This is a genomic window from [Clostridium] scindens ATCC 35704 (assembly GCF_004295125.1).
Classification (GTDB): Bacteria; Bacillota; Clostridia; order Lachnospirales; family Lachnospiraceae; genus Clostridium_AP; species Clostridium_AP scindens.
Window position 1 is genome coordinate 2,323,133 of sequence record NZ_CP036170.1, and the last position, 12,467, is coordinate 2,335,599.

15 protein-coding genes and 1 pseudogene are annotated in these 12,467 nt (G+C 41.4%); 12 read left to right on the top strand and 4 right to left on the bottom strand.

What is annotated here, in order from left to right; translation table 11 throughout:
- The first annotated feature begins 82 nt into the window (after window positions 1-82).
- Window positions 83-292 carry a hypothetical protein gene (locus HDCHBGLK_RS20275; RefSeq protein WP_004606925.1) on the top strand — a complete coding sequence of 70 codons (210 nt, stop codon included), beginning with the start codon at window positions 83-85 and terminating at the stop codon, window positions 290-292.
- A gap of 107 nt (window positions 293-399) precedes the next feature.
- Here HDCHBGLK_RS20275 and HDCHBGLK_RS12010 read toward each other — a convergent pair whose 3' ends face one another.
- Together HDCHBGLK_RS12010 and HDCHBGLK_RS12015 are read right to left on the bottom strand one after the other, a co-directional pair.
- Window positions 400-690: a type II toxin-antitoxin system YafQ family toxin gene (locus HDCHBGLK_RS12010; RefSeq protein WP_004606924.1), complete on the bottom strand. Its 291-nt coding sequence runs from the start codon at window positions 688-690 to the stop codon at window positions 400-402.
- Window positions 687-965 carry a type II toxin-antitoxin system RelB/DinJ family antitoxin gene (locus HDCHBGLK_RS12015; protein WP_039909695.1) on the bottom strand — a complete coding sequence of 93 codons (279 nt, stop codon included), beginning with the start codon at window positions 963-965 and terminating at the stop codon, window positions 687-689. The genes HDCHBGLK_RS12010 and HDCHBGLK_RS12015 overlap by 4 nt, the downstream gene beginning before the upstream one ends.
- Window positions 966-1,075: 110 nt before the next feature.
- On the opposite strand from HDCHBGLK_RS12015, the gene HDCHBGLK_RS19020 reads away from it, so the two are divergent.
- The 10 genes and pseudogenes from HDCHBGLK_RS19020 to HDCHBGLK_RS12065 all read left to right on the top strand — a co-directional run bounded on the left by HDCHBGLK_RS19020 (window position 1,076) and on the right by HDCHBGLK_RS12065 (window position 7,446).
- On the top strand, window positions 1,076-1,237 hold the full coding sequence (locus HDCHBGLK_RS19020; RefSeq protein WP_004606922.1) for a hypothetical protein: 162 nt from the start codon (window positions 1,076-1,078) through the stop codon (window positions 1,235-1,237).
- Window positions 1,218-1,616, top strand: coding sequence for a cysteine-rich VLP domain-containing protein (locus tag HDCHBGLK_RS12020; RefSeq protein ID WP_039909694.1), 399 nt, complete (start codon window positions 1,218-1,220; stop codon window positions 1,614-1,616). The genes HDCHBGLK_RS19020 and HDCHBGLK_RS12020 overlap by 20 nt, the downstream gene beginning before the upstream one ends.
- A 113-nt stretch (window positions 1,617-1,729) precedes the next feature.
- Window positions 1,730-2,350: pseudogene (locus HDCHBGLK_RS19120) on the top strand (phage replisome organizer N-terminal domain-containing protein); the annotation flags it as partial.
- Window positions 2,351-2,368: 18 nt separating this feature from the next.
- On the top strand, window positions 2,369-2,848 hold the full coding sequence (locus tag HDCHBGLK_RS19125) for a CHAP domain-containing protein (RefSeq protein WP_318586149.1): 480 nt from the start codon (window positions 2,369-2,371) through the stop codon (window positions 2,846-2,848).
- A 140-nt stretch (window positions 2,849-2,988) separates the two neighbouring features.
- Window positions 2,989-3,696: a LytR/AlgR family response regulator transcription factor gene (locus HDCHBGLK_RS12030; protein WP_004606919.1), complete on the top strand. Its 708-nt coding sequence runs from the start codon at window positions 2,989-2,991 to the stop codon at window positions 3,694-3,696.
- Window positions 3,693-4,979 (top strand): sensor histidine kinase, encoded by a 1,287-nt coding sequence (locus HDCHBGLK_RS12035; RefSeq protein WP_050755140.1) that lies wholly within the window; start codon window positions 3,693-3,695, stop codon window positions 4,977-4,979. Before HDCHBGLK_RS12030 ends, HDCHBGLK_RS12035 begins: the two co-directional genes overlap by 4 nt.
- 176 nt (window positions 4,980-5,155) lie before the next feature.
- Entirely contained in the window at window positions 5,156-5,842 is a 687-nt protein-coding gene (locus HDCHBGLK_RS12040; protein WP_004606917.1) for an ABC transporter ATP-binding protein, read from the top strand.
- Window positions 5,829-6,050 carry a hypothetical protein gene (locus tag HDCHBGLK_RS12045; RefSeq protein ID WP_004606916.1) on the top strand — a complete coding sequence of 74 codons (222 nt, stop codon included), beginning with the start codon at window positions 5,829-5,831 and terminating at the stop codon, window positions 6,048-6,050. The genes HDCHBGLK_RS12040 and HDCHBGLK_RS12045 overlap by 14 nt, the downstream gene beginning before the upstream one ends.
- A gap of 240 nt (window positions 6,051-6,290) precedes the next feature.
- Window positions 6,291-6,719, top strand: coding sequence for an IS200/IS605 family transposase (gene tnpA / locus HDCHBGLK_RS12055; RefSeq protein WP_004605464.1), 429 nt, complete (start codon window positions 6,291-6,293; stop codon window positions 6,717-6,719).
- 319 nt (window positions 6,720-7,038) lie between these two features.
- Window positions 7,039-7,446, top strand: coding sequence for a CHAP domain-containing protein (locus tag HDCHBGLK_RS12065; RefSeq protein WP_039909693.1), 408 nt, complete (start codon window positions 7,039-7,041; stop codon window positions 7,444-7,446).
- Window positions 7,447-7,516: 70 nt separating this feature from the next.
- On the opposite strand, the gene HDCHBGLK_RS12070 is transcribed toward HDCHBGLK_RS12065, so the two are convergent.
- Together HDCHBGLK_RS12070 and HDCHBGLK_RS12075 are read right to left on the bottom strand one after the other, a co-directional pair.
- Complete coding sequence (locus HDCHBGLK_RS12070) at window positions 7,517-9,064, bottom strand: response regulator (protein WP_004606912.1); 1,548 nt, start codon at window positions 9,062-9,064, stop codon at window positions 7,517-7,519.
- Window positions 9,054-10,832, bottom strand: a complete 1,779-nt coding sequence (locus tag HDCHBGLK_RS12075) for a sensor histidine kinase (protein WP_004606911.1) — start codon at window positions 10,830-10,832, stop codon at window positions 9,054-9,056. Before HDCHBGLK_RS12075 ends, HDCHBGLK_RS12070 begins: the two co-directional genes overlap by 11 nt.
- A gap of 261 nt (window positions 10,833-11,093) precedes the next feature.
- Between HDCHBGLK_RS12075 and HDCHBGLK_RS12080 the strand changes: the two genes are divergently transcribed.
- Window positions 11,094-12,425, top strand: a complete 1,332-nt coding sequence (locus tag HDCHBGLK_RS12080; RefSeq protein ID WP_004606910.1) for an ABC transporter substrate-binding protein — start codon at window positions 11,094-11,096, stop codon at window positions 12,423-12,425.
- The last annotated feature ends 42 nt before the right edge of the window (window positions 12,426-12,467 follow it).

A 12,467-nucleotide genomic window follows, 5' to 3' on the forward strand; every position in this document is an offset into this window, starting at 1 on the left:
CAAAGTAAAGCCGGAAAAGCGGGAACAGTTTGAGCAGCGCCACAGCCGGGAACTGATCCTGTATGACGCAGCAGCCAGGTATTTGAAAGAATTGAAAGACTGCGGCGAGGCAATCACCCCGAAGGCATGGCAGCGGGAGATCGACCAGCTGGCCGCCGGAAAGCAGACGGACACGCTTGCCATGAAATCCATGCGGGAGGATTTGAAGGCAGTGGAACGGCTCCGCAAAACCGCCGAGCAGCTGTCCCGGCAGGAACGAAACAAGTCTCACGACCGGGAGCCGGAGCGGTAAGGGCTACCGCGTTTTGGCGTACCCCTGTCAAGGGCGTCGCGTTTCACGACATCCTTTTGCACATAGAAAAACCGCCGTACAGGTTTCCCCATACGGCGGCAGACTGTTTATTTGCCGAACAAGTCGCTGTGTGTGCCGGTGCGGGCCAGCGTCAGCACCAGAACATCATCCTCTATGCGGTAGACAAGCAGCCAGTCCGGGAGAATATGACATTCCCGATGTCCTGCCCAATCGCCGGACAGGTCATGGTCACGGTTCTTATCCGGCAGCGGTTCGCCCATCGCCAGCAGTGCTACGATCTGCTCCAGCAGCTCGATCTTCAAGCCACGCTTTATGGCTCGTTTGTAGTCTTTTTTGAAACTAGTCGTGTACTTGACGGTATATTTGGTTTCTCTCATCTTTTCAGGTCAGCAAACAACTCGTCAAGGTCATTGTAGCCCTTTACAGACGGGTCTTTTGCAATCCTTTCCGCTTCCAGCATGGCAGCAACCGTTTCTTTGTTCGGCTGTTCCAGCCTTACTTCAAAGGGAATGCCGCCCTCACGAAGCGACTGGCGCACAAAGATGTTAAACGCCGTAGTCAGGTTCATGCCAAGTTCCGAAAACAGTGCGTCCGCCTGGGCTTTCAAATCTGCGTCCATGCGGATACTGATGTTTGTGGTATTTCCAGCCATACGATCAACCCCTTTCTGCTGGCAATTATAGTATATGCCATTTGCACGAAGAAAACAATACTTTGCACGAATATTTAACAATAAATTCATTCAAGGAGGTTACACGCTTTATGCAAGAAATCACTTTACCTGTCACGATCCATCTGAATATCCGCCTGCTTCTTCCTCTGGTGCAGCCGGAACCGGCAGATACGGACAGCCGCCCGGAGGCTCAACACTGCCACAGCTGCGGTGGATGTGGAAACTGCCGCTATGAAGAACAGCAAGACTGAAGCTATCCCCGTCATGGATTACCGCCAGTATCGCAGAGCGCGGAGGCTGGTGCATGAGTGCTGCAACTACATCGACGGAAACTGTATCGCCCTGGACGATGGGGAGGAATGTGTCTGTGTCCAGTCTATTTCCTACTCCCTGTTGTGCAGGTGGTTTCGGGCGGCAGTGCTGCCGCAAGATAAGGAACTGGAAACGGCTCTGTTCTATCGGCTGAATGCTAAGAAATGCGCCGTATGCGGGGCGCTGTTTACCCCCGCTTCTAACCGGGCCAAATACTGCCCGGAATGTGCCGCGCGCATGAAGCGGATCAACGCCGCAAAGCGCAAGCGGAAACAACGGGCTAAATGTCACGCTTTAGGGGCTGAAAAACCCTTGTAAATCAAGGCTTTTTTCGAGGGTGTCAAAGGCAGTCTGATAGATTTATCCTCTGACCCCTAAAATGTCCTTAAAATGCGTACAGAATCCCAAGAGAACCCCCAAGGAGGAACCCTATGTCAGACAATCGAAAATATTATTACCTGAAACTCAAAGAAAACAATTTTGACGATGATTCCATCGTGCTGCTGGAAAGTATGCAGGACGGTGTGCTGTATTCTAACATTCTGCTCAAGCTGTATCTGAAATCGCTGAAACATGGCGGACGGCTCCAGCTTGACGAGGACATCCCTTACACGGCGCAGATGATTGCCACCATCACCCGCCAGCAGATCGGCACTGTGGAGAGAGCCTTGCAAATCTTTCTGAAGCTGGGGCTTGTGGAAGTGCTGGACAGCGGCACATTCTACATGAGCAACATCGAACTTTTGATAGGCCAGTCCTCTACCGAGGCCGAGCGAAAGCGGGCTGCGAGGCTTCAAAATAAGGCGCTTTCTGCACCCCGGACAAGCGGCGGACATTTGTCCGACATTCGTCCACCAGAGATAGAGATAGAGTTAGAGAAAGAGTTAGAGAAAGAGAAAGAGATAGAGATGGACAAGCTGAAGCTCTCGCTTCAGGGATATAATTACGGGAATAGATACATAACATGGGCAATCCGGAATCATGGAGGCTACAGTGCGGCCAACGCTCTGCAGTTTTCTCAGGAACAGGCTGCCGCTTATGGATGGGAACGGTATGGAGATCCGGAGTATGTGCCTCATGTTTTAAGATATTATTCGGGTGGAGGTCTGTTTGCCGGACTATTCGGAAACCAGCAGATCGTTACCATAGCAAAGAGCCAGCTTGGAAATGAAGGCGGTCAGAAGTTCTGGTCGTGGTGGGGATTTACCCAGAGGGAAGAATGGTGTGCCTGCTTTGTCAGTTGGTGTGCGGAACAGGCAGGACTACTTCAAAATGGAGCAGTACCGAGGTTTTCGTATTGCCCGGATGGAGTGGACTGGTTTCAGGCGCAGGGGAAATGGCAGGCGGCAGGGAGTATTCCAGCAGCGGGAAGTATTATCTTTTTTGACTGGGATCATGATGGCGTCAGTGATCATGTAGGAATCGTGGAAAGCTGTGATGGAACGACAGTCTATACGGTGGAAGGAAACTTTGGGGATGCGGTTGAGGAGAATAGTTATACGGTTCAATCAACATCTATCATGGGATATGGAATTGTTGGAACTAAGTAATCGATTTATTAGGGAGTAGCAAAAGAAAAGACCTGAACATGAATAGGAAATTTTCACTACAAAAGGCAATAAAAAATGTAGCGTGCCGGAAAAGTTTTTAGTATAATTTAAATGAAATTTTTTGTAGTGAGGGTAATACGATGATACATGTAGCGATTTGTGATGATGAAAAAGAATTTGTATCAGAAATGAGAGGATTGATAGAGCGTTATTCGGAAGAAAAGCAGAATGAAATTCGTATTTCTTCTTTTGCGAATGGTTTGGAATTAATGGAGCATTATGATAAAACTATAGATTTGATTTTTCTTGATATACAGATGAAGGGAATGGATGGATTAAAAGCAGCAGAAAAGATCTGCCAACAGGATGAGGAAGTTGGTATTATATTCCTTACATCTTTAAAACAATATGCATTGGAGGGATACAAATATCGGGCAGTAAATTATATTGTGAAACCGATGAAATATATTCGATTGAAGGTTGAGCTGGATCGGTGGATAGAGAGGTTTCGGAACAAAAATCCGCATATTGTAGTAACAAACGATAGTGGTACATTTAAGGTAATGCTGAATACACTTCATTATGTGGAAACATATAAGAGAAATCTTTTATTACATACGGATGATGGAGAAGTAATTTCATATAAAAATATGAAGGAACTGGAAAAAGAGTTAGTACCTTATGGGTTTTATCGGTGTCATGTGGGATTTCTTGTAAATATGGAGTTTGTAAAACGAGTAGAGAAGTTGAATATAGAATTAACTTCTGGTGAAACCATTTATGCCAGCAAACCCAAAAAGAAGGAATTTATGGAAGCAATGGCTGAGTATTGGGGGAAAAGGCTGTGATCGTTTTAGAAACTTTATACCGGTTGATAGACTTACTTTATACTATGGTGTTATTGCTTATTTTTTGTGAAACACTGACTATTCGCAAAAATAAAATTTTGCAGATATTAGCACTTTGCCTTTTATGGTTTATAGGAACTGTGCCGATATATTCTCATGATGTGAGAAGCGTGATTATTGCCTTAGTTGAATTTATTGTATTTTTGGCGATTTTCTTCAATGACGGGTGGGTTAAAAAAGTTTTGATGCTTTCATTTTTTTATCCATTCATTGTTTCGATAAATTATTTGATGATAAATCTTTCTGAGAGAATATTCTATGCAGTTACTAGTGTAGAGCGGACAGCAGACTGGACGCAAGAAGTAATTTTGATAGATAAGAGTATTATTTGTTCATTTTCTTTTGTTCGGCTCCTGCTAGGGATTGGTTTTTATTTATATTTGCGTAGATATTTAAGAGAAATTTCGGAAATGATGCCAGATAAGATTTGGAAAGTCTTGGCTACGATATTGATAATGCCGCTTTCTTCAATTCTAGGAATAGTTTATTTCTTTCCAGAAGGAACGGTATTCTTATATCCGATTTGTATCGTAACTATAATTACTGAATTTGCATGCATTTATCTTTCGGCTTATATCTGCAGAAAGATAGTATCTGAAAATGAAGCTCGTGAATTGAGAATGAAGCAGGTGTTTTATGAAGAACGTCTAAAAGAAGAAGATCGTATTCGTTCAATTTATCATGATCTGAAAAATCATTTGTTAATTTTACAATCGAGGGTAACTAATGGAGAAGAAACTCAGGAAATGATTCAATCTTTACAGAAACAAATATCAGATTATGAGAATTATGTAGAAACAGGGAATTCCTTTTTAGATGTGATATTTGGGGATAAAATGAAAATGGCGAAAGAGAAGAACATTGATTTTCATTCTGAGATTGATTTTTCTAAAGGAGATTTTTTAGATGGTCTGAGTGTTAGCACCATATTTGGAAATGCTTTGGACAATGCGATAGAAGCGTGTGAAAAAATTTCTGAAGAAGAGCGTTTTATTACTGTTAGAGGCAGTGTAGAACAAAGTTTCCTTGCCATCCAGATTGAAAATGCTGCGTGTCAGAATGATTGCGGACAGAGTGTGAATACTACAAAAAGTGATAAGTTCCTGCATGGCTTTGGAAAACAGAATATTCAAAGGGCAGTAGAAAAATATGATGGTAATGTTGCATGGGGGTATAAAGACGGAATTTATACGTTGTCTATCCTGATTCCTCTGGCGAAGTAAAATAAAATATTGAATGCAGATAAGCTGTATACGGTTCAGTCGTATATGGCTTTTCTTTATGAAAAATTATGAGAGGTCAAATTGCGCATTGTAGAGGTCAAACAACGCATCTGGCATTGAAAAATTCTGCTGAAAAAATATACTGAAATCAAAGAAACTAAAGGAGGAATATTTACATGAGCATTTTGGCTGCAAGAGAATTAAAAAAATATTATGGTAAGGGTGAGAGCCTTACAAAAACTCTGGATGGAGTCAGTCTGGATATAGAAAAGGGAGAGTTTGTAGCGATTATTGGAGCCTCTGGAAGCGGAAAATCTACTCTGCTTAACATGATTGGGGGATTGGATATATCTACTTCTGGGAAAGTAATGATTGGTGGGAAAGAGATGGATCAGTTGTCAGCAGATGAATTGACGGTATTTCGGCGGAGGAACATTGGATTTATTTTTCAAAATTACAACTTAATTCCAGTATTAAACGTGATGGAGAACATTACTTTGCCGATTGAGTTGGATGGAAAGAAACCGGATAAGAAGTTTATTCAGCAAATTATTGGATTATTGGGATTAACAGAAAAGGTTCAGAAAATGCCTTTCCAGCTTTCAGGAGGTCAGCAACAGAGAGTGGCAATCGCAAGGGCTCTGGCAAGTAAGCCGTCCATTATTCTCGCCGATGAACTGACTGGAAATCTGGATTCGGAAACTAGTGATGAGGTGATGAAATTATTAAAGATGACTAGTGAGAAATTTCATCAGACCATCATTATGATTACTCATAATCCAGAGATTGCAGAGCAGGCAGATCGGATGATTCGGATTGCAGATGGGAAAATTGTGGAAGGGGAATGTCATGCGGGAAGATAAGAAGATACAAAAACAGGCAATAGTCCGTCTGGTAAAAAAGAATTTCAAGAAAAACAGGTTAAGGAATATAGTTTTAATACTGGCAATTATGCTGGTTACGATTTTGATGACAGTTATGTTTGGCGTAGGCATCAGTATGATGGAAAATATGAGTCAGGCGAATTTGCGTATAAAGGGAACTGAGGCGAATGGACTTTTACTGAACTAAGGTAATGTAGATGAATATTTGCGGATTACGGATAAAATCATATATAATGATACTGAGAATATCCATAGAATGAAGAGAGCATATGACTCAAAAACAGAACTCTTAAATGAAAATCCTAATCCCCCAGCTATGCTGGGGAGAATGGAGTAAGCAGAAGCGTGTATGATATCAATAAAAAACCTCCTATGATACAATGAGAATGGTATCGCAAGCCAAACTCAAACATAGGAGGTGGTCCTTATGGACAATAAAAGTTTATCACACACAAGATGGAAATGCCAGTACCATGTAGTTTTTATACCTAAGTATCGCAAGAAAGTGTTATATGGGAAATTGAAAGTTGATGTACGAGAAATACTTAGCATCTTATGCCGCTATAAAAATGTGGAAATAGTAGCAGGAGCAGTATGCGATGATCATGTACATTTAAGTGTAGCGATTCCACCTAAAATCAGTATATCAGATTTCATGGGATATTTGAAAGGAAAAAGTACATTAATGCTATATGATAGGCATCCCGAATTACAAAGTAAGTGGGATAAGGCATTTTGGGCAAGAGGGTATTACGTAGAAACAATTGGTAATATTACAGACGAAGCAGTACAGAAGTATATTAAAGAGCAAGCAGAGGATTCAAGAAAAGAAGATTCAAGAGGTGCGGCTTTATAGCGGACCAGTAAAAGTGCTTGCGATACCGCCCTTCGGGGCGAGCAGTAACAATAGCCCTTTGGAGGGCTAAGGCTAAACCACCACTTGAAGTGGTGGTTGTAACTAATCATTCCCATACTTTTTTCGATTATTTCGCCACCCAGATAAGGTATAATATGGGATTCCCAACTGAGCCGCAGCTGCTTTGACTCCGATCTCATCGGATAACTTTACTGCTTCATCTTTAAATGATTTGTCGTATTGCATTATCTCACCGCACGTTCAGCGGTATTATTCGGGTGGGGGCTTATTTGCCGGTCTATTCGGGAATGACCAGCTTGTGACGATCGCAAAAAGCCAGCTTGGGAATGAGGGCGGAGAGAAATATTGGTCATGGTATGGATTTGCACAGAGAGAAGAATGGTGCGCTTGTTTTGTCAGCTGGTGCGCGGATCAGGCCGGACTGATCCAGAGCGGAGCAGTCCCGAAATTTTCTTTATGCAGCGCCGGTTTGGAGTGGTTTCAGAGCAAGGGGAAATGGCAGGCTGCCGGGAGCGTGCCAAGCGCTGGAAGTTATGTCTTTTTCGATTGGGATTCTGACGGAACGTGCGACTATGTAGGAATCGTAGAAAGCTGTGACGGTACGGTTTTACATACGATAGATGGAAATAGCGGCGATGCGGTAAAACAGAACACTCATTCAGTAAATGCAACGTCTATTATGGGATATGGAATAGTTAGTGGATAAAAATCCTCTAACTATTCCAATAAAAGCCAGTACATTCAGCGCCACGCAGATTTATCCTATCATTTTTATACTATTTATTCTGCTCAGAGAAATGCTGATGAGGCGCATATTTCTGCCTGTATTCACTGGGGCTGAATCCAGTGTATTTCTTAAAAATAGAAGAAAAATAGGTCGCATCATTGTAACCAACCTGATTTGCAATTTCATATGTGAGCATATTGGAGTCTTTTAAGTACTCTTTCGCCTTTTCAATCCGGGTTTTATTTACATATTCAGTCAGAGATTCATCACAATATTTTTTAAACGTACGGCTCAGATGAGAAGCTGATATATGTAAATGCTCGGCAATGACTTCCAAAGATAAAGCGGTCGCTAAGTTTTGATGGATAAATTTTATCGTGTTTTCAATGATCCTGTTCTGCGTGCCGTTAGAACCATTGAACTGATTTTTCGTATATTGAAATAATTCATTTACCGTGTTTTCCAGTATGAAAATATCCGGAGCGGAGTGGATCCTTGCAAGCAGCTCGCTGGATGGCGGTATGGCTTCTCTTTTTTTGAGAACGCGGTAACAGATATAATATATCTGAAAACAAATATTTTTGGTCTCTATGGACGATACAAAGTTGCTTTTAAATTTAGAAAAAATATTTTTTAAAACCTGTTCTGCATCTTCAAATAAGCGGTTGAAAAGATGGTTTTCAAATTCGAACAGATCAAAAGTATTTTCAGCGGTCAGATCATACTCTGAAGATTCTACACAATCAGAAAAAAGAAAAATATTTTTTTCTGAATAAAAATTTTGCGTTAAGGCATGAATAGATTCCGCCACGGCAGAACGAAAATCCGCAGCGCCCCGGTGGCAATGGCTGATGCCGATCGCTACGTGCTTAGAATCTAACATTTCTGTAATCGTACTGATCTCCTGACAGTTTTGCAGTATATGTTCAGGTATTTGTCCCTCAAATTTTTCCAAAAAGTAAATAGTTATGATCAGATTATTATAACGGTAACAGTAGGCGTTTTTCTTCTCGTCAATGATTATTTTTTTCAATGCAGTAATATCGTTTTCCAGAGGAACCAATTGAAATGCGGCGACATAATAATCGTTTAAACTCAAATTCAGTTTAGACAGCCGCTTCACAAAAGACGGGACATAGGGCATGGTCGTCATTTCGAGCAGCAGCTGGTCGCGGAGAAAAGCAATTTCTTCTTTGGCAATGGAGGAACGGTTTCTTGAGATTATGATTTGTTCCTGCGCCTTTTTGACCGCGTCAAATAAATCTCTTTTATTTGTTGGTTTTACAATAAAAGAAACGACGTCGTATTTTATAGCGGTTTTCGCGTATTCAAAATCTGCATATCCGGTAAGGATGATCACTTTTATCTGCGGATATTCGTCGTGTATGAACCGTGCAAGTTCCAAGCCGTCCGCTCCCGGCATTTTAATATCTGTCAGGACGATATTAACGTCACTATTTTTTAGAAAGTCCATTGCGGCCAGACCGTTTTCAACGGCTCCGACAACCTGACAGTCTAAAGAGTCCCAATTCATAAAATTGGTGATGCCTTTTCTCATAGTAGCTTCATCGTCAACAACTAATATTTTAAAGATCATGTAAAGATACCCCTCCCCCCCGTGAAATAGGTATTTTGAATGATATGCTTGTACAGACGCCGGGCGTACTGTCAATACTTAAATGCGCCATGTCTCCATACAGCAGGAAAAGCCGTCTGTCCAGGTTTTTCAGACCGATATGTGTATGACTGTCGGTATCAGAGGAGGCAATGTCCCTGACCTGAAAGTCTTTCGGGAATCCGACTCCGTTATCAATGATCGAGATTTCCATACAATGATCGTCAGTTTCTAAAATTTGCACGATTAATTTCCCTTTGCCCGTTTTTGGCTCCAACCCATGTACGATCGCGTTTTCCACGAGCGGCTGGATACTGAAACAGGGGATTAGAAAGTGCATAAGCGTTTCCGGCACGCGGATATCGCAGGAAATTTTATCTTCAAAGCGCTGCTGTTGTAAATAAATATAAAATTTCACATATCTTAGTTCTTTTTCAAGAGCAATACAGTCCTGTTCTTTGGACAGAGTGTTAGCCTTTAAAAATTCGCCTAATGAGATTACCATCTGATAGATTTCCTCGTTATCACTGATCTGTGCTTTCCATGCGATCGTGTTTAAAGTATTCAGCAGGAAATGTGGATTCATCTGTGTCTGCAGCGCATGGATTTCCGAATTTTTAAGTAATAATTGTTTTTGGAAAATATCATTATAATATATATCCAGTTGTTTCAGCATTTTGTTAAACGAATCCGCCCAGACATCAAACTCACGGTATATTTTCATTGGCGGCAAAGCGCTCTGTTTCTTTTCGGATATCTGATTAATATTGTAAATCATTTTATCTATTGGTTTTGTAATCGCGCGGCTGATCGCAATAGCGGTAAACAGACCGATCAGAACGATCCCCGTTAACAATAGTAAATAAGATTTCAGGATACTGTTCAGGTCGGCAAACATTAAAGATTTCGGCGCGGCGACGCTGGAAGTCAGATCAAGTCCCGACAGTTCCTGTGAAGCGACGAAATATTCCCTGTCATTTAAGCGGGCTGTCTGGAATGAAAGTTCTCCGATCCTCTGCCCGTGTTCTTTGAGCGCCATACATTCCTTCTCCATATCAGGATCAGAGAAAACAGCCATAGAGGAATTATACAGGCACAGAAACCAGGACGGATCCAGATCTTTGGTGTGGTAAGATAAGAATCTGTCTTTATCAATATTAATTATGAAAGTTCCAATATAGTTTCCGGTGTTAGAGCTAAACAGGTTCCGGATAAAATAGATATTTCCATCGTCCCGGGGCAAAGTCTGACAGATCAGTTTCGGTTCTTTTTTGTCCAGCGTTTTTAATAGTTCCCGGCATTGAAACTCCGCAGGCTCAGGAGAACTGGAGGTTCCAATCTTAAAAATGGTCTCGTCCTGTGAAATAATATAAATGCTGTTAGTAAAATTTTTGCTTGCAAGAGACGTACTATAATATAAGTAGGACATCTGTTTCTCGATCTGCAGCCTGTTTTCAGCCGATTGCTTACCGGTATCTACGGATTCCAGAGGTTCCGAGATAATGGTATCTGCTAAATAAAGCGGGATAATAGAATCAATCAGGTCTATTTGCTCAATAAATTGATGGTTTATTAACTCCAGGTTTTGTGTAATACTGTTTTCATAATTTTCAGTTAAAATCGCAGATGTTCTTGAATAACAAAACCAGATTGAGCATAGCAAGACGACGGTTACAATGATAGAAATCGCGGCGGTTATAAACGTACGGAGAGATGGTATTTTTGTTTTTTTATATTTATCCATAGTCATATAAATCACTCTTACTCGGTTATTATCGTAAAATAATTATGACATATCCAAAATGAAGATTCAATGTATGTCAAATAAAATGCGGAAATATTCAAATGAAACAACAAAATATTAAAAGAATCAGAATTTCATATATTTTTTTCAAAAATATGACATCTGTTTTGAACTTTAAAATGTAAGAAAAAGGCAATGTAATTTATTAAAAAAATATAAAATTGAATATATAATAAATGTAAATTTATTACGTGAGGAGGAAAAATTATGAAACGTAAATTTGTGAAAAGGTTAATGGCATCTGCCCTGATCGGCAGTATGGCGCTTGGACTTGTTGCCTGCAGCGGCGGCGACAAAGACAAGGAATCCTCAGATGATTCAGGGAAAATAGTACTGAATGTCATCAACTATCATGTCGGAACAGATTATGCGGCAGATTACTACTCATATCTGTTTGAAGAATTCCAGAAAACTGAGGCGGGTAAGAATGTAGAATTCAATTTCGAGGAAATTCCTACTACCGACGCGTATAACCAGAAGATCAAACTGCTGATCTCCAGCGGCGATCTGCCGGATATTGTGTTCAACGGCGGAAACAATATCACAGAATTAGCGGCAAAATCAGGAAAGGTAGCAGATTTAACACCGTACTTTGATGAGGATCCGGAGTGGAAAGCGCTCTTTGATGATACGTCATTAGAGTTTAACACCGTAGACGGCAAGATTTACGGCGTTCCGGTTTCTAAAGAGATCTCTTACATATATTATAATAAAGAACTGTTTGAAAAGGCAGGGATCGAAGCTCCGGAAACAGCATTCGCATCCTGGGACGAGTTTTTTGAAGTATGCGATCAGTTAAAAGCAAAAGGAATCACCCCGCTTGGAATGGATACCGCGGATTCAGGCTGGCTGACAAACCTCTGGATGAGCGCGTTGATCGGAACGAACGGTGAAGCTGGAAATGAGTGGATGAATACCATGTATCCAACAGATTTCAATACGCCGGAAGTAGAGGCTGCCGCTGAGAAGATCCAGACAATGTTCAAAGAATATACGACGGCAGACGCAGTTGGCGGGAAATATGATCCGATGGCAACACATTTCTTTAACGGCGAAGTAGCAATGTTCCCGAATGGTCCATGGATGATCCCGGACTTCCGGGAGCCGGAGAAAGCGCCGGAAGGATTTTATGATAAAGTTGGTATCATGTTAATGCCTGGCAACGGTATGGAAATGGTTCCGACACCTGGCGATATGGTAGGAGCAACAGAGAAAGAAAAGATTGAAGCGGCAGTCGCATTCCTGAAATTTGAAACAAGTCCTGAGAACCAGATTAAGGCGCTTGAAATGACAGGTCTTCAGCCTGTATCAAACGATCTGGAAATTCCAGACACATTGACAGAGAGCGATCCTCTTATGGCGCAGGTATTAGAAATTCAGAATAAAGCAGAAGTTACTTATGGACAGAATCAGGCATATTGGTATCAGAATACGATCGATACATTTTCAACAGAGCTTCCGGAACTTGCATACGGAAATATTACACCAAAGGAATTCTGCGAGAAATTGACAGAGTCAGCGGCAAAAAATCAGGAATAGCTTGAATGAGTGAAAGGTCCGCAAGTATTCAATACTTGCGGA